The organism is Komagataeibacter ossonobensis (assembly GCF_057359305.1).
Map to the genome: position 1 here is coordinate 40,182 of NZ_JBXAYQ010000014.1, position 16,294 is coordinate 56,475.

At 58.4% G+C, this 16,294-nt stretch carries 18 protein-coding genes; 12 read left to right on the forward strand and 6 right to left on the reverse strand.

Features of this window, described 5'->3' with window-relative positions; all coding sequences use genetic code 11:
• Window positions 1-8: 8 nt before the first annotated feature.
• Complete coding sequence (locus AC1RQ9_RS09795) at window positions 9-995, reverse strand: HlyD family secretion protein (protein WP_485986702.1); 987 nt, start codon at window positions 993-995, stop codon at window positions 9-11.
• Window positions 996-1,429: 434 nt separating this feature from the next.
• Between AC1RQ9_RS09795 and AC1RQ9_RS09800 the strand changes: the two genes are divergently transcribed.
• Entirely contained in the window at window positions 1,430-2,062 is a 633-nt protein-coding gene (locus tag AC1RQ9_RS09800) for a TetR/AcrR family transcriptional regulator (RefSeq protein WP_485986703.1), read from the forward strand.
• A gap of 49 nt (window positions 2,063-2,111) precedes the next feature.
• Here AC1RQ9_RS09800 and bfr read toward each other — a convergent pair whose 3' ends face one another.
• Window positions 2,112-2,600 carry a bacterioferritin gene (bfr, locus tag AC1RQ9_RS09805; protein ID WP_193731529.1) on the reverse strand — a complete coding sequence of 163 codons (489 nt, stop codon included), beginning with the start codon at window positions 2,598-2,600 and terminating at the stop codon, window positions 2,112-2,114.
• A 284-nt stretch (window positions 2,601-2,884) separates the two neighbouring features.
• On the opposite strand from bfr, the gene AC1RQ9_RS09810 reads away from it, so the two are divergent.
• The gene (locus tag AC1RQ9_RS09810) at window positions 2,885-3,820 is read left to right on the forward strand and encodes an AEC family transporter (RefSeq protein ID WP_485986704.1); all 936 of its coding nucleotides are present in this window, start codon (window positions 2,885-2,887) and stop codon (window positions 3,818-3,820) included.
• 90 nt (window positions 3,821-3,910) lie between these two features.
• On the opposite strand, the gene AC1RQ9_RS09815 is transcribed toward AC1RQ9_RS09810, so the two are convergent.
• Window positions 3,911-4,159: a hypothetical protein gene (locus tag AC1RQ9_RS09815; RefSeq protein WP_485986706.1), complete on the reverse strand. Its 249-nt coding sequence runs from the start codon at window positions 4,157-4,159 to the stop codon at window positions 3,911-3,913.
• A gap of 447 nt (window positions 4,160-4,606) precedes the next feature.
• Between AC1RQ9_RS09815 and AC1RQ9_RS09820 the strand changes: the two genes are divergently transcribed.
• Both AC1RQ9_RS09820 and ppk2 read left to right on the forward strand, forming a co-directional pair.
• Window positions 4,607-4,771, forward strand: a complete 165-nt coding sequence (locus AC1RQ9_RS09820; protein WP_193731561.1) for a hypothetical protein — start codon at window positions 4,607-4,609, stop codon at window positions 4,769-4,771.
• Window positions 4,772-4,810: 39 nt separating this feature from the next.
• Complete coding sequence (gene ppk2 / locus AC1RQ9_RS09825; RefSeq protein ID WP_193731532.1) at window positions 4,811-5,734, forward strand: polyphosphate kinase 2; 924 nt, start codon at window positions 4,811-4,813, stop codon at window positions 5,732-5,734.
• Between the two features lie 221 nt (window positions 5,735-5,955).
• On the opposite strand, the gene AC1RQ9_RS09830 is transcribed toward ppk2, so the two are convergent.
• Together AC1RQ9_RS09830 and AC1RQ9_RS09835 are read right to left on the reverse strand one after the other, a co-directional pair.
• The gene (locus tag AC1RQ9_RS09830; protein ID WP_485986707.1) at window positions 5,956-7,311 is read right to left on the reverse strand and encodes an inorganic phosphate transporter; all 1,356 of its coding nucleotides are present in this window, start codon (window positions 7,309-7,311) and stop codon (window positions 5,956-5,958) included.
• A 145-nt stretch (window positions 7,312-7,456) separates the two neighbouring features.
• Window positions 7,457-7,684, reverse strand: a complete 228-nt coding sequence (locus AC1RQ9_RS09835) for a hypothetical protein (protein ID WP_485986708.1) — start codon at window positions 7,682-7,684, stop codon at window positions 7,457-7,459.
• A 255-nt stretch (window positions 7,685-7,939) separates the two neighbouring features.
• Here AC1RQ9_RS09835 and pstC point away from each other — a divergent pair, with 255 nt between their 5' ends.
• The 8 genes from pstC to AC1RQ9_RS09875 all read left to right on the forward strand — a co-directional run bounded on the left by pstC (window position 7,940) and on the right by AC1RQ9_RS09875 (window position 15,479).
• Window positions 7,940-8,917 (forward strand): phosphate ABC transporter permease subunit PstC, encoded by a 978-nt coding sequence (pstC, locus tag AC1RQ9_RS09840; protein WP_193731535.1) that lies wholly within the window; start codon window positions 7,940-7,942, stop codon window positions 8,915-8,917.
• A gap of 8 nt (window positions 8,918-8,925) precedes the next feature.
• Window positions 8,926-9,825, forward strand: a complete 900-nt coding sequence (gene pstA, locus AC1RQ9_RS09845) for a phosphate ABC transporter permease PstA (RefSeq protein ID WP_193731536.1) — start codon at window positions 8,926-8,928, stop codon at window positions 9,823-9,825.
• Window positions 9,822-10,619, forward strand: coding sequence for a phosphate ABC transporter ATP-binding protein PstB (pstB, locus tag AC1RQ9_RS09850; RefSeq protein ID WP_193731537.1), 798 nt, complete (start codon window positions 9,822-9,824; stop codon window positions 10,617-10,619). The genes pstA and pstB overlap by 4 nt, the downstream gene beginning before the upstream one ends.
• 17 nt (window positions 10,620-10,636) lie before the next feature.
• On the forward strand, window positions 10,637-11,332 hold the full coding sequence (gene phoU, locus AC1RQ9_RS09855) for a phosphate signaling complex protein PhoU (protein ID WP_193731538.1): 696 nt from the start codon (window positions 10,637-10,639) through the stop codon (window positions 11,330-11,332).
• A 295-nt stretch (window positions 11,333-11,627) separates the two neighbouring features.
• Window positions 11,628-13,049: an FAD-binding oxidoreductase gene (locus AC1RQ9_RS09860; RefSeq protein WP_485986709.1), complete on the forward strand. Its 1,422-nt coding sequence runs from the start codon at window positions 11,628-11,630 to the stop codon at window positions 13,047-13,049.
• 202 nt (window positions 13,050-13,251) lie between these two features.
• Complete coding sequence (locus tag AC1RQ9_RS09865; protein WP_485986711.1) at window positions 13,252-14,085, forward strand: ABC transporter permease; 834 nt, start codon at window positions 13,252-13,254, stop codon at window positions 14,083-14,085.
• Window positions 14,082-14,831 carry an ABC transporter ATP-binding protein gene (locus AC1RQ9_RS09870; protein ID WP_485986713.1) on the forward strand — a complete coding sequence of 250 codons (750 nt, stop codon included), beginning with the start codon at window positions 14,082-14,084 and terminating at the stop codon, window positions 14,829-14,831. Before AC1RQ9_RS09865 ends, AC1RQ9_RS09870 begins: the two co-directional genes overlap by 4 nt.
• A gap of 45 nt (window positions 14,832-14,876) precedes the next feature.
• A complete protein-coding gene (locus AC1RQ9_RS09875; RefSeq protein ID WP_485986714.1) occupies window positions 14,877-15,479 on the forward strand; it encodes a nitroreductase family protein in 603 nt (200 codons plus the stop codon).
• Window positions 15,480-15,638: 159 nt separating this feature from the next.
• Here the strand turns inward: AC1RQ9_RS09875 and AC1RQ9_RS09880 are convergent, their stop codons facing one another.
• A complete protein-coding gene (locus AC1RQ9_RS09880; RefSeq protein ID WP_485986715.1) occupies window positions 15,639-16,283 on the reverse strand; it encodes a hypothetical protein in 645 nt (214 codons plus the stop codon).
• Window positions 16,284-16,294: the final 11 nt, after the last annotated feature.

A 16,294-nucleotide genomic window follows, 5' to 3' on the forward strand; every position in this document is an offset into this window, starting at 1 on the left:
ATTGGCGCTCATTGCGGGGCATCGGCCACATCAAGCGTTGCGGGCCAGCGGGTGGACAGGTCGGTGCGCACATAGCCATCGCCCGTCATGCCCGATTTCAGCACGTCGCCATAATGCCGGGCCGTTTCGGGGGAGACGCGCAGCTTCACGCGATAGACCAGCTTGTCACGCTCGGTGGCGGTTTCGACATATTTCGGGGTGAACTGCGCTTCGGGTGAAATGAAGGAAATCGTGGCCGGAATGACCTGCTGGTGCAGCGCGTCCAGCGCAATGCGCGCCTGGTCGCCCACGCGCAGTCGTCCCGCCTGCTGTGAGGGGAAGAAGATGGTCAGGTACATGTCCGTGGGGTCAAGCAGGGACGCCACGCGGCCGCCACCGGGCAGCACGGCGCCCTTTTCCACGATCCGGTATTCGATCCGGCCCGCCACGGGCGCGCGGATGGTCATGTCATTGGCTGCGGAGGCCGCTTCCGTAACCTGCGCCTGCGCTGCATCGGCTGCCGCCTGCGCCGCGTCCACGGCTCGGCCCGCCGCATCGGCGGCGGATGTCGCGGTATCGAGATTTGTCTGGTGCTGCGACAGTTCCATGTCGGACACCAGATGCTGGTGGAACATGGTGCGGGCGTGGTCAAGGTCAAGCTGCGAAAGATGCTGCGCCGACAGGCGGGCATCACGTTCGGCGCCCGCGCGGGCGACATCGGCCTGTGCCGCGCGCAGATGGGCGCGCGCCGCATCCAGTTGCGCCCGTGCGGTGGTGTCATCCTCGCGGGCAAGGACCTGGCCACCGGTTACGCTATCCCCTTCGTGGAAGTCCAGTTCCGTGATCCGGCCGGGATACTTGACCGCCACGTCGATGCGGGCCAGTTCCAGCCGCCCGTTGGCGCGCGCAAGGCCCGCAGGCAGGTCGCCACGGTGCTGTACCACATACCATCCGGCCCCGCCGGCCACCACGATTACGGCAATGCCCGCACCGATCGCTGCGTCACGCCACTTCATGCCGCCGGGCCTTCATGCTGTCCCGCGCAGGTCGTGTTAAAATGAAATGACGCGATCATGAATCTTTCCTCGTGGTCAACGCAGGCTGTCCTGCCGTCTGGGTGTATCTTCGATGGGAATGAAAGGTCATGCATTGATCCAGAGGCGGATATCTGAACTTTCCTGATAAAAAACGACGTCCTGCCGCGGATGAAAAAAAGCGGGTACGGACATCCCTTTAATATGTATACGCATAAGTGTATTTTAAATTTAAAAAGGAAAGCAACCCACAAAATATCCGGTTCGGTGTATCTTATGTGTCGGCATATGTCTCAGGTGTGCATTATGCGTGGGCAGTTCATGGTGACCGGCTGCCTACACGCAGGGACTGGCCGCACGATCACGAGGAAAGCAGCAACAGGATGCCAGAGAAGGAATACCCCAGGCCTGCCCGCATGGGCCGTCCGTCCGTAGCGGAGGCAGCGACGCTGTCCGAGAGGATTCTGGAGGAAGCCGGGCGGCTGTTCTTCGACCTTGGGTTCCGGGGTACCAGCATGGACATGGTGGCGGAGGCGGCAGGTGTTACGAAACGCACCCTTTACGCGCGATACCGCGGCAAGCCCCTGCTGTTTGAAGCCGTGGTCAGCACGACCATCGATATCCGGCTGGATGCGCTGGCACTGCTGATGCCGGCGGATGGGGATATCCGCTCACGGCTTGTGTCGATCTGCACGCTGCTGCTGGACTGGCTGCTGACGGATCGCAGCGTGGGAATGTACCGCGTGGTGTCAGCGGAAAGCCGACAGTTCCCCGCACTTGCGCGTAATATCCATTCCCATGGTGCGCGCAGGGCGGCGCAGTTGATCGGTCACGTTCTGCACGAGGGCGTGAAGAAGGGGGAAATCGCAGTTGGTGATATCGCCTTTGCGGCGGATTACCTGACGGCTGCCGTGATCCAGTATCCGTTCCAGCAGGCTGTTCTGGGCCTGATTGCGGCGAGGCTGGATGACGCCATGCGCCGTCATATCGATCAGGCGGTGGAACTGTTCCTGAACGGGACGCGGGTCCACCCATTGCAGGAACGGTAACCGGAAGGTCGGGCCGCGCCCCCGCAAAGGGGCATGGCCCGGTGCCTGCCTATTCCTGATCGGGAGCAGGGGCGGAGTTGAGCTGAATATACTTCTCGATCCCCACCTGACGGATCAGGTCGAACTGACGGTCGAGGAAATCTTCATGCTCTTCCTCGTTGACCAGGATCCTGAGCAGCAGATCGCGGGAGACGAAGTCGCGCACGCTTTCGCAATACGCGATGCCCTCGCGCAGGTCGCCAATGGCCTTTTCCTCAAGCTTCAGGTCGCATCTGAGGATTTCCTCCACATCCTGTCCCACCAGGATCTGGTTGTAGCGCTGCACGTTAGGCAGGCCGCCCAGATACAGGATGCGCTCGATCAGCCAGTCGGCGTGCTTCATCTCCTCGATTGATTCTTCGTATTCCTTCTTGCCCAGCAGGGTCACACCCCAGTGGCGCAGCGTGCGGGCGTGCAGGTAATACTGGTTGATGGCCGTCAGCTCGTTCGTCAGCTGCGTGTTCAGGTGTTCGATAACCTTGGGGTCTTTGATCGGCATGGCGTGACTCGCTATGATAAACTATGGCAGGATTGGATATATTTGACTTGATAGGGATTTGTAAATAAAAAATCATTGCATATCAGTGCATTAATAATGATAATTCTTATTCTCAAATATAAGGTATGCATTTTTTTCATCCACCTGTTATCGCACCTATCCCGCATGGGGGAGTGGCGTGCGCCATTATCAGGGCCATCCATGCCGCGTGGCGGCCGGCATCATTATTCATGTCCGTTTTTTTTCACTGCCTCCATCCGTAAGCCACGGGATAATCAAACTGTATGCTCGCGACCATTATTGCCGCCATGTTGCCTCTCGTCGTGGTTTTCCTGCTGGGCTACCGTGCCGGATGGCATCATGATTTCAATGGGGAGCAGGTTTCCGTCCTGAACCGGATGGTCATGCTTTATGCCTTTCCCCTCAATCTGTTCGTGGGCATTGCGGGCATGCCGCGCACCATCCTTGCGGGGCAGTTGCCGCTGGCGGCGTCGGTATTCGGGATCATGTGTGGCAGTTTTGGCGTGGCATATGTCCTGTCGCGCCATGTGTTCCGGCGGGGGGCTGCGGCCTCCACCCTGCAGGGACTGGCCATGGGGGCGCCATCGGTGCCCTTCATCGGGTCGGCCATGCTGCCGGTACTGGTGGGGCATGCCAGTACGTCCGTGGCCATTTCGGCCGCCGTGTTCGCCATGGTTCTGGTCCAGACGCCAGTCTGCATGGTCATGCTGGCCAAAAGTACCCATGTGGGATCGCCGGAACAGGCCCGGCTCTGGCCACAGATCATCGCATCCTGCAGGGAGCCTATTGTCTGGGCCCCGATTGTCGCGACCCTTCTGGTCGTGGCAGGTGTCCACATACCTCCATCGCTGCTCAGGTCGGGGGAACTGCTGGGCAATGCGGCTGCGGGGGTCGGTCTGTTCGCATCGGGGATCGTGCTTTTCCTGCAGCGGGTTTCAGTGACGTTGCCAGTGGTGGTGACGGTCACCGTGCGTAATATTGTCATTCCCGCCCTGTCCTGGCTGCTGCTGACCATGCTGGGTCTGCCGCATGAGGTGATCCGTACTGCCGTGCTGGCCCTGTCCATTCCGGTGGGAACGGTTGTCGTCATCCTTGCGGTGCGTTTCGGGACGGATGAGCAGGAAGCGGCATCGACCCTGTTTCTTAGCGCCGTGGTGTCGGTTCTGACGATGGCGCTGTTCATTGCCTGTGTAGGATAGGGATGGGCTGTATCCGACCTGTTTTTAAAATGTCATGCCCATGCGGGCGGTCCGGGCCGCGCGGACAAATTATCTGGTAAGGGTGGATGGTCAGTTGCGCCTGTTTCGGATCTCTTCACGACGTAGGGCGCGCAAGTCCATGCCTGCCGTCTCATAACCGATTTCCGCTACCCGAAGGGGAACGATGGTGTCCGCCGGATGCTCACGGCCTGACCAGTTTCCCCACAAGACTTCCGCTGTGAATTTGCGGCCGCGGCATTCGACTTCCACGAAATCACCGACCACAGGAACCGGCCCGTCAAAGCGGTTCTCATTCGTACGAAGCTCGCGCTCGGTCACGATTTCGCCCGATCGAAGCATGATCCGTTTTATCCAGTAGCCCATATCTGAACATGGCAGCCTGCCTTCATCCCTCAAGCCACAAGAGGCTGTTTGAAAAGTCAGATCTGGCAACATCGTGAAATCAGAAGAAAGTTTTTGGCGAAGCTTTTTTCAAAAAGCTTCAAAGAAATCTGCCTTTTTGGAAAAGGCAGTGCCCAAAAGCTTTTATTTTTTTATCAATGAGTTGTTTTTGAACATATTCTAAAGGTAGTATATAATAACAAAAAACTATTATTATATTTTCAATATAAAAATATAAACAAATGATTATTTATTATAGTTTTATTTTTTGTTTTCATTCACGTAGCATACAATTTCACCAAATATTCATATTATATGTCGCGTGCTGCCCTATACCTTTCCATGCCTATGATCTGAATAGGCGTCTGGACAGGAATGGACATCATGAAACAGGATTCCGAACCGAAGTCGCCGCATATCCATGAAGAATGGCAGCCTGCGCTTGTCCTGGTGTGGAAAGACACAAGGGGACAGGCAAAGCGGGCGTTACCGTCCACCCCACCTGAAATGATGGAAGAAGACGAAGAGTATATTCATGACGAATTCTGATGTTCTCCCTTCCATTCATGATAAGGAAACCAGACGGAGATGACCCCCGACATGACCGAATTGCCCGGCAGTGACAAGGCATCATGGGAACGCAACCGCCTGCGTGCGGAAGTTCTGGACGATATTGATGAAGAAATAGAACTTGAACTGGATGATGCGCGTCTGGGTTCGGACAAGGACAATGGCACGCCTGATTTCAGACGGGCCTATTTTCGTGAACTGCTGTCCCTGCAGGGCGAACTGGTCAAGTTGCAGGACTGGGTTAAGGAAACCGGGCACAGGCTGGTGGTGATCTGTGAAGGACGGGACGCGGCAGGCAAGGGGGGCGTGATCAAGCGTATTACCCAGCGGCTGAACCCGCGCATATGCCGTGTCGCGGCATTGCCCGCCCCCAATGACCGGGAGCGCACGCAGTGGTATTTCCAGCGTTACGTCAGTCATCTGCCGGCGGCAGGGGAAATCGTGCTGTTTGACCGTAGCTGGTATAACCGCGCGGGCGTTGAACGGGTCATGAATTTCTGCACTGATGATGAATACGAGGAATTCTTCCGCTCGGTTCCCGAATTTGAACGCATGCTGGTGCGTAGTGGCATACAGATCGTCAAATACTGGTTTTCCATTTCCGATGATGAACAGGAACTGCGCTTTCGTGCCCGTATGGAAGATCCATTGAAGCAGTGGAAACTCAGCCCCATGGACCTGGAAAGCAGGCGGCGGTGGGAATCCTATACGCTGGCCAAGGAAATCATGCTGGAACGTTCAAATATTGATGAAGCGCCATGGTGGATTGTTCCGGCTGATGACAAGAAGAAGGCCCGGCTTAATTGCATAAGCCATCTTCTGTCGCAGGTACCCTATCATGATGTCAGCAAGCCCGAAGTGCGGCTGCCCGAGCGTGTCTACAGCCCTGATTATATCCGCCAGCCCGTGCCCGATACCATGATCGTGCCGCAGAAATACTGAATGTGGAAATAAATAATAAAAGTTTTTGGACGCCGCCTTTTTTTAAGGCGGCGTTTTTTTTAGATTTCTGAAAAACAGTTCCACCAAAATTTTTATGATTTACATGATTTATTGCAGGTATTTTTATGAAACTGTCTGCAATATCATACCATTATTTATATAAAAACCGGGACCACATACCATGTGGTCCCGGTTCTTTTTTTGCGGAATATCAGACAGGATCAGGCATTGAGGATATAGAACAGTCCGGCCGCGATCGTGATGGTGACCGGCAGGGTGCAGACCCACGCCAGGGCAATCTTGACCAGCATGCCACGGTTGATGCCCGAACCGGACCCCAGCATGGTGCCGGCAATACCGGCGGTGATGATATGTGTCGTGCTGACCGGCAGGCCGGTATAGCCCGCGGTGGCGATCAGGCCCGCGCCCACCAGTTCGGCCGATGCACCCTGCGCTGGCGTCAGGTGCGTATTGCCGATCTTTTCACCCAGCGTATGCACGATCCGTTTGTAACCGATCATGGTGCCGATTCCCAGGCACAGTGCGCTGAGCAGGCGCACCCACCACGGCGCGTATTCCACCACCGGGCGCATCTCGTTACCCAGCACCTTGGCCTGTGCGCGTTCGTGGGTCGAGGCGGCAGGATTGGCTGAAACCACCTTCAGCCCCGCGACAACTTCATACATATCCGCACGCAGGACAGAGGGGACAATATGCTCCGCATCGGTCCGGGACAGGCGGCTTACCGCGGCAATCGCCTCGTCACGCAGGCCATCATGGTCGTACTGATCGATCAGGGGGGCTGCACTGGTGGCGTATTCCGCAATATGGGGAATGCGCGGCGTGCTGTCGGGGGCCAGGGCAAAGGTGGCGGGCAGGATGCCGATGATGGTCAGCATGATCAGGCCGATGCTTTTCTGTCCGTCATTGCTGCCATGGGAAAAGCTGACGCCGGTGCAGGTCAGGATCAGCAGTCCCCGGACCCAGCCGCGTGTCGGCCTGTCACCCTGCGGCGGCTGGTACAGTTCGGGATCATGGACAAGGTGCTTGATAATGAAATACAGCCCGCCCGCGCCAACCAGACCCAGCAGGGGCGAGATGGCCAGGGCGCGCAGGATTTTCCATATCTGTGACCAGTCAACGCTGTTGCCCAGGTCACGCGTATGCAGAAGCGCATCGCCAATGGCGATTCCGATCAGCGCGCCGATGACGCAATGGGAACTGGAGTTCGGTATGCCAAACCACCACGTAAACAGGTTCCATGCCAGCGCCGTGCCAAACAGCGAAATCAGCATCGGCACGGCGGGGTCGCCATTGGGGGGGGACAGGACATCCGCCGGCAGTAGCTCAACCAGCCCGTAGGCCACGCTGATGCCGCCCAGCAGCACACCGACAAAATTCATGCACCCCGACCAGATGACGGCGGTGCGGGGTTTGAGTGACCTGGTATAGATGACGGTCGCAACGGCATTGGCCGTATCATGGAAACCGTTTACGAATTCAAAGACGCAGACAAGCGCAAAGCATATGACCAGTGCGATGATGGAGAAAGCCGAATATGGCGCGAAGTGGAGCATGAAACAATACACCAGTAAGTTATTGTTATGCGCACCATAAATAAGAATAAATTAAAATATAAGATGAACTGTATTTGTTTAATATAATATTCATATTTGCAATGGAATGCGAAAATATTGCCTGCGATCCACGCGGGGTGGGGTTTCAGGCCCGCAGGCGTGTGGTTTCCATCGCGCGCGGGGCCTTGGTGCGACCAAGCCGGAAGCGGCTGCGGGCCTGTGCCACGGCAGCTTCGAACGTGGGCAGGATGTCCCCGTCCATCTGCGTTACGCGTTCATGCATGGCGCGGAATTCATACGGCTCATCGGGACCGTTGTGGAAGACGATACCAACAAAGATCCCATCGATTTCGATAACGCTGGATTCAAACATAAGGCTGTTTCCTGCCTGTTTTTCCGTAAGGGGTGATGTATGCAACACCGTCCCGTTGCGGGTGCTATGCAGTAGTTCGCGTGCGCGGGCAACCGGAAATAGATGAACTTTCTATGACAGGCGCAAATATACACGCGTATGTGCATGTAATGGCTGGTGTCATAAAAACTTCATACAAAACAGATCAGGTTATTATTGCCATTGCTCACCATGGCGGCCTAGTTCTGCTGTTGTGACATATACATCAGGAATTACATGATGGAACTTCCATCCACCATTACGGCCGGCGATGGCGCCGCAATGGACAAGAATACGCGCGGGCGGTTTGGCGATCTGGTTTTTGGCATGATCGCCCGCCTGGCGGGATGGTTCATCCTGCTGGTCATGGCGGGTATTGTCATTGTGCTGGCCAGCGGGGGATGGCGGGCATTTTCCACCTTTGGTCCCGGTTTTTTCACCAGTACGGCATGGAACCCGATTTCAGATCATTTTGGTGCCGCGACCTCCATTTTCGGTACCCTGGTCACCACCCTGATCGCCCTTGTCTTTGCCGTGCCGTTTGCATTTGGCGTGGCGTTCTGGCTGGTGGAAATGGCGCCACCGGCACTGGCGCGGTTTATTGAAACCGCCGTGCAACTTCTGGCGGCCGTGCCCTCCATCATATTTGGCATGTGGGGTTTTTTCATCGTGGTGCCGTTCATGGCCCATTACATTGAACCCATGGTGACGCATTACCTGGGCCACGTGCCCGCAATCGGCCTGCTGTTCCGTGGCGCGCCCTATGGCACCGGGTTGCTGACTGGCGGGCTGATCCTGGCCATCATGATTACGCCATTCATCTGTTCGGTCATGACGGATGTATTCGTCTCCATCCCCGCCGTGCTGAAGGAAAGCGCCTTCGGCCTTGGCGCCACGCGGTGGGAGGTGATGCGTCAGGTGGTCCTGCCGTGGTCGCGGCAGGCAGTCATGGGCGGCATCATGCTGGGGACGGGGCGTGCGTTGGGTGAGACAATGGCCGTGACCTTCGTCATTGGCAACAGCAACCGCATGGGCTGGTCGCTGTTCGCGCCGGGCAACACCATTGCATCACTGATTGCGCTGGAATTTCCCGAAAGTTCGGCAGGCAGCCTGAAACTGTCGGCCCTGCTGGCCCTTGGGGCGATCCTTATGATCATTTCGTTCATTACCCTGGCCTGCTCGCGCATTTTCCTGCAGCGCGGCACGTCAAGTTGAGGAAGTCCATGATGTCGGCTCCCCAATCACAATCCACTGACGCCGGTGGATGGCAGCGTGGCGGCGCGCAGGCCGTGCGGCGCAGGCTGGTTGAACGGTTTGTCAGCCTTTTGTGCAACATGGCGACGGTTGTCGTGCTGTTCGTGCTGTTTTCAATTTTATGGACACTGATCACACGTGGGGCAGGGGGGCTGTCGCTGCCGACCTTCTTGCACAGCACGGCGGCCCCCGGCAGCGGTGGCGGTCTGGCGAATGCCATTATCGGCAGTTGCGAACAGACCGGCCTCGCCGCCCTGATCGGCACGCCGATCGGCATGATGGCGGGGATCTACCTGTCCGAATTCGGTCAGGACGGGCGGATTGTCTCACTGGTCCGGTTTGTTTCGGACATGCTGCTGTCGGTGCCGTCCATTCTGGTGGGGCTGTTCATCTACCTGATCATTGTGGAACCGGCGGGGCATTTTTCCGGCATGGCAGGCACGCTGGCGCTGGCGGTGCTGTTCATCCCCATCGTCGTCCGCACGACGGAAGACATGCTGCGCCTTGTCCCCCGCGCCATGCGCGAAGCGGCCTATGCGCTGGGTGCGCCGGGGTGGCGGGTGATCCTGAATGTCTGCCTGCGTTCGGCGCGGGGCGGCATCATGACCGGCATCCTGCTGGCACTGGCGCGGATATCGGGTGAGACGGCGCCTTTGCTTTTTACCTCCCTTGGCAACCTGAACTGGTCCACCAACCTCAATGCGCCAATGGCCAGCCTGCCGGTCACGATCTACCAGTACGCCGGTTCGGCCTATGATGACTGGGTGCAGATGGCATGGACCGGGGCATTGCTGATTACTGTCGCGGTGCTTGCGACAAACATCCTCGCCCGCTGGTGGCTGACGCGTAATGGATCCGCACAACAATGAACAAAATCATCATGGATGACACGATTGGCCGCGACACGGTTCTGCCGGCGCTGGCGATACGCAACCTGAATTTCTGGTACGGTAGCAACCATGCGCTGAAAGACATATCGCTGGATTTCCCGATCCATCAGGTCACGGGCATGATCGGGCCGTCAGGCTGTGGCAAGTCAACGCTGCTGCGTATCCTCAACCGCATGTATGACCTTTATCCCGGCCAGCGCGCGACGGGGGAGGTGCTGTTTGACGGACGCAACATCCTGTCCCCCGGTCTGGATGTGAACGTGCTGCGTTCGCGCATTGGCATGGTGTTCCAGAAACCCACGCCGTTTCCCATGTCCATTTATGACAACATCGCCTTTGGCGTGCGGCTGCATGAACGCCTGTCGCGCGCGGATATGGACCAGCGTGTGGAAGGCGTGTTGCGGCGCGTGGCGCTGTGGAACGAGGTCAAGGACCGGCTCAATGCCTCCGCCGCCGCCCTGTCGGGCGGGCAGCAGCAGCGCCTGTGCATTGCCCGCACCATTGCGACACGACCCGAAGTCATCCTGCTGGATGAACCGACCAGTGCGCTGGATCCGATTTCCACTGCCCGGATCGAGGAACTGCTGGATGAACTGAAGCAGGAATTTTCCATCGCCATCGTGACGCACAACCTGCAGCAGGCGGCCCGATGCGCGGACCGTGTCGCGTTTTTCTACATGGGTGAACTGGTGGAGGTGGATACGGCGGACAAGATGTTCACCGCCCCCCATGCCAAGCGCACCCAGGATTATATTACCGGCCGCTTCGGCTGACAGCGAAAGCAGTAACGATGCCACATGAATCCGTACACACGGTCCAGAGTTATGAACAGGAACTGGAACAGCTCCGTTCGCTGGTAAACAAGATGGGTGGCCTGGTGGAACGGCAGGTGGCGCAGGCCATTACCGCCGTGGTCGAACATGATGAGGAGGCGGCCCTCGACGCGCCCGAAATGGACCCGCAGGTTGATGAACTGGAACGCGAGACCGAGGCGCTGGTCATTCGCCTGCTGGCGCTGCGCGCACCCATGGCGGGCGACCTGCGTGAGGTCGTGGTCGCGCTGAAAATCTCGGGCGACCTTGAACGCATCGGGGATTGCGCGGCCTCCATCGCACGGCGCGCCATGCGCAACGAACTGCTGTCATGTCCCATTTCGCTGACAGGACTGCACAGCATGGGGCGTCTTGTGCAGGAAAACCTGCGGTGTACCATTGATGCGATGGACCAGCGCGACCCGGAACTGGCGCGTATTGTCTGGCATTCGGATACGGCGGTGGATGAACTCTATGTCTCCCTGTTCCGTGAACTGGTGACCTACATGATGGAAGACCCGCGCAATATCGGCCCCTGTGCCCATCTGCTATTCATTGCCAAGAACCTTGAACGCATTGGCGACCATGCCACCAATATCTCCGAACGCGTCTATTACGCCGTAACCGGCAACATCCTGCCAATCGTGCGGCCGCGTGGGAAAACATTCGACTGAAAACCATCCCTGTCGTCGCCCTGCTGCCTGCGGGCGATGGCAGTATGGATTCAACTATACCGCGTGGGGATCTGACAGGCCGTGCATGGATCAATGCCCCATCACGGTCATGCCCGTCGGTGGACATCTGTTCATGACGGTAATACGGGGTAATGCATTGTGGTGGTGGACAGGGCGGTTTTTCCTGCCTGTGTCGTGCGGAGCCTGTAACGCGGTCGCACCGGTTGGCATGGTCACGGGGGCATGTGTTATGACAGTGCCATTGTGCTGTTTCCAGACCGGATGATTTTCCTGAATGACCGATTGCCCTTCTTCCCCCGCTGATCGTCTTGATGGCGTGCTGGCCACCTTGTGTGAAAATGGCCTGGCGGCGCGTATCAGCACCTCCCCCTCCGTGCTGGAAGCCCATAGCCATGGGGAGGCCATGGATGCTGCCTGCCTGCCCGCCGCCGTGGTCTTTGCGGAATCGACGGATGATATCGCAGCCGTATTGCGGGCCTGTCATGCCCACCGGGTGCCTGTCGTGGCCTTTGGGGCCGGGACATCGGTGGAAGGGCACGTCACCCCGGCGGAACATGGCATAAGCCTTGACCTGTCGGGCATGACGGACATCGTTGAACTGAACGCCGAGGACCTTGACTGCCGCGTGCAGGCCGGTCTGACCCGTCAGGCCCTGAATGCGCAGATCCGCGATACGGGCCTGTTCTTCCCGGTCGATCCGGGTGGGGAGGCCACTCTGGGCGGCATGTGCGCCACCCGTGCATCGGGCACGGCGGCAGTGCGCTATGGCACGATGAAGGAAAATGTCCTTGGGCTGACTGTCGTGCTGGCGACGGGGGAAGTGATCCGTACGGGGGGGCGCGTGCGCAAGTCATCCACCGGATATGATCTGACATCGCTGTTCATCGGGTCGGAAGGCACGCTGGGTATCGTAACCGAGGTCCAGCTGCGCCTGCACGGGCGGCCCGAAACCATTTCCGCCGCCGTCTGTCAGTTTGCCAACCTGAATGACGCCGTGCAGACGGCCATTGAAATCATCCAGTGCGGCATTCCCATTAGCCGCGTTGAACTGCTGGATGATGTGCAGATGGCTGCATCCATCCGTTATTCCGGCCTGACGGGGTATGAACCGCTGACCACGCTGTTCTTTGAATTCGCCGGTGCGCCGGCGGCGGTGGCTGAACAGGTGACCCAGACCGAGGCGATCGCCCTGTCCAATAACGGCCTGTCCTTTGCCTGGGCTGACACGGCGGAGGACCGCACACGGCTGTGGAAAGCCCGGCATGACGCGTTCTGGGCGGCGAAGGCGATCGAACCGACCGCGCGCGTCATTTCCACCGATTGCATCGTGCCCATTTCCCGTCTGGCGGAACTGATCGCGGGCGTGCGGGAAGATATTGCCCAATCAGGACTGCGCGTGCCCCTGCTGGGGCATGTGGGGGATGGTAATTTCCATGCCCTGATCATTACCGACCACACGCCCGAGGGATATGCCCGCGCGCTGGATCTGGACCGCAAGATCGTATTCCGCGCTTTGGCGCTGGGTGGATCGTGCAGCGGGGAACACGGCGTGGGCATGGGCAAGCTGGAATTTCTGGAAACCGAACATGGTGGTGGCACGCTGAGCGTCATGCGCGCGCTGAAGAACACCATGGATCCCCACCATATCCTTAATCCCGGCAAGCTGCTGCCACCGGGGCGTGTGTATCAGGGGTGATGCAGGCTGCCGCCCTTTCCCTGTTCCGGGGAAGGGTGGTAGAGGCCATATTTAACAATATTTTTTGTGAAATTAAAAAGCACTACACAATCGTATAATTCCATATAACTACAAAAATAGTTGTATTAATATTATTTTCCTTCATGATGCAGGGATTGGGTGAGGCCGTTTCGCCCGCCCATTGCATGAAGGATCGGCGCGTATGCCCGCCAATGTCATTCCCTCCGCATCCGTCCCGTGGCCCGGGCGTACCGTGCTGCGTCATGTGGACGCGCACGCCCTGCTGCGTTATGTCTCTCCGGTCATTCTGGTGCTGATGTGGCAGGGGGCATGTTCCACCGGGATGGTGTCCACCCGGCAGGTGGCGTCCCCGGTGCAGGTGATCATGACGGGGTGGGGCCTGCTGCGGGATGGCACGCTGGGTGCGAACCTTGGCGTATCCCTTGCCCGCGCGGCGACCGGCCTTGCCATTGCAGTAGTGCTGGGGGTGGGATTTGCGCTGATATCGGGCCTGTCGCGACTGGGCGAGGATATTGTCGATGCCCCGCTGCAGATCCTGCGCACGCTGCCCGCCCTTGCCATGGTGCCGCTGTTCATCTTGTGGTTCGGCATTGGGGAGATACCCAAGATCGCCCTTGTCGCACTGGGGGCGACCTTTCCCATCTATCTCAACCTGCACAAGGGCATCCGTTCGATTGATCCCCGCCTGCTGGAAATGGCCCGCACGCTGGGCCTGTCACGCATGCAGACCATCCGCGACGTGATCCTGCCCGGTGCGCTGCCTGACCTGCTGGTGGGGCTGCGTTTTGCGGTGGGCATGTCATGGCTCATGCTGGTGGTGGCGGAACAGGTGAATGCCGAAAGCGGTATTGGCCACATGATGATGGAGGCGCAGGATTTCCTGCGCACGGACATCATCATGGTGGGACTTGTGATCTACGGCCTGCTGGGCCTTGTGTCGGATCAGGTCGTGCGTCTGATGGAGCGTGTGTTCCTGTCATGGCGGCCGGTTCACCAGCGGGGACAGGGGGTATGAACGCCGCGGTCATGACGAATGGGACGCGTGACGTGTCTTCCCCAAAGAATGGCGTCGTTGCCATAAATGGCCTGACACGCCGTTTCGGGCGCGGGGCTGCGGTGCTGGACAGGCTTGACCTGACTATTGCATCGGGGGAATTCGTGGCCCTGCTGGGCCATAGTGGTTCGGGCAAATCCACCCTGCTGCGCACGCTGGCGGGGCTTGATCCGGTGCATGAAGGTACGGTTGCGCGCCCTGATTCGGTTTCGGTCGTGTTTCAGGACGGACGCCTGCTGCCATGGAAGCGGGTATGGGAAAATGTCGTGCTGGGGCAGGCGGGGGCTGACCGCCGCAGGCGCGCGATTGCGATGCTGGAGGAAGTCGGCCTGGGCCACCGTGTGGATGCGTGGCCGCTGACCCTGTCGGGTGGGGAAACGCAGCGTGCCGCACTGGCGCGCGCGCTCGTGCGCAGGCCAGCCTTTCTTATGCTGGATGAACCTTTTGCCGCCCTCGATGCGCTGGCACGACTGAAGATGCAGCGGCTGGTGGCGCGGTTATGGGCGCGCCATGGCTGCGCGGTGCTGCTGGTCACGCATGATGTGGATGAAGCGCTGATGCTGGCTGACCGTGCCATTGTGCTGGATCGTGGCCGCATCCGCACCGACATCACCATTGCCCTTGAACGCCCGCGCCATCATGCCGATCCGGGTTTCATCCACCTGCGTGGCGTATTGCTGGATGCGCTGGGTGTGCATGATGATTAGGCGCGCCCGCATGTTGACACCACCTTCCAACCATACAGGCCTGACATGACCAAAGCCCCTGACCGCGTATCCGATACCCTCGTGGACCGCCTGATCCTTGATCGCTGGTCCCCGCGTGCCTTCACGCCCGCCCCGATTGATGAAGCGACGCTGCTGTCCTTCCTTGATGCCGGACGGTGGGCGCCATCCGCCTATAACGCGCAGCCGTGGCGCTTTATTTACGCCCGCAGGGATACGCCGGACTGGGAGCGTTTCCTGTCATGGCTGATCCCGTTCAACCATGCCTGGGCGCAGAATGCGTCGGCGCTGGTCTATGTTGCATCCCACACCGTGACCGGTGGTGGTGCTGCCGAACCCGTGCCCGCACCTACCCATTCATTCGATGCGGGTGCCGCAACGGTGCTGGTGCAACTCCAGCTCAGCAAGGCAGGATGGGCGGCCCATCCCATCAGCGGGTTTGACCATAGACAGGCGCGTTCCGGTCTGGAACTGCCTGATGATTATGCCCTGAATGCGGCCCTTGTCATCGGACGGCAGGGGGAGGTGGCCAGCCTGCCTGAATCCCTGCGTGCCCGCGAAGCCCCTTCCGCCCGCAGGCCCCTGACGGAAATTGCCTTTGCCGGGCGCTTTCCTGAATCAGCATCCTGAAATGACGGGCATGGGTTATGCTGACCTGTAAACCAATACTGGCCGTGTTTTTCGTAAGGACAGTGGCGGCGGAAATATGAACCCCGCAATGTCCCTGCCGGATCATATCTGACACCTTCATGCCGGTTCCCCGACACATGCTGTCGGGGGTGAGTGATCCTAATCCGTATCCACCTGATCGGGCGTAACGGGTTTTTCCTGCCAGATATAATCTGTTTTCCTGCTATGCGCATGGACTGCGGAATATAGTTGGAAATACGTTAAGTTGATTGTGAACCCATACTCGGCATTCTGGAATGGTATGCCAGCCGGGGCAGATTTGCAGCCCAGGCCTCTGAGCTTTTCATTCGCCGCTTCCGGATTGCGCGCAGGGGGATCGCCCTGAAGACTGTAGGCGGATGATTTCGTCGGGCAGATAAGATCACCATTGCCTGACTGACCCATGGGCGCCCCGGTCAGATCGTTCGTTGCTGCCGGTAAATAAGGATCGTTGGCAGTCGTATTGCTGGATGACAGGACGTCATTCCTGAGATGACGGTTACAATTGATGATGGCCCCGTTCTGGTCAAAAGCACCGCTTTCGGCTGGTGGTGCATCCGCGACGCATCCGGACAGGATATGGATGGCCTGAACCTGTTGTGTACAGGAAAGATCTGTCACAGGGGGCAGGGAAGGCGGACCACCATATGGGCCTGTCAGTTCCCTGTATGCATTCCGGGCATCAGGACAAAGATCCGCAGCATGCGCAATACCGGTAATTCCCACAATGCCCATGGCAAGTATTAGCTTGCAATAATATCTCATTACCAATATTC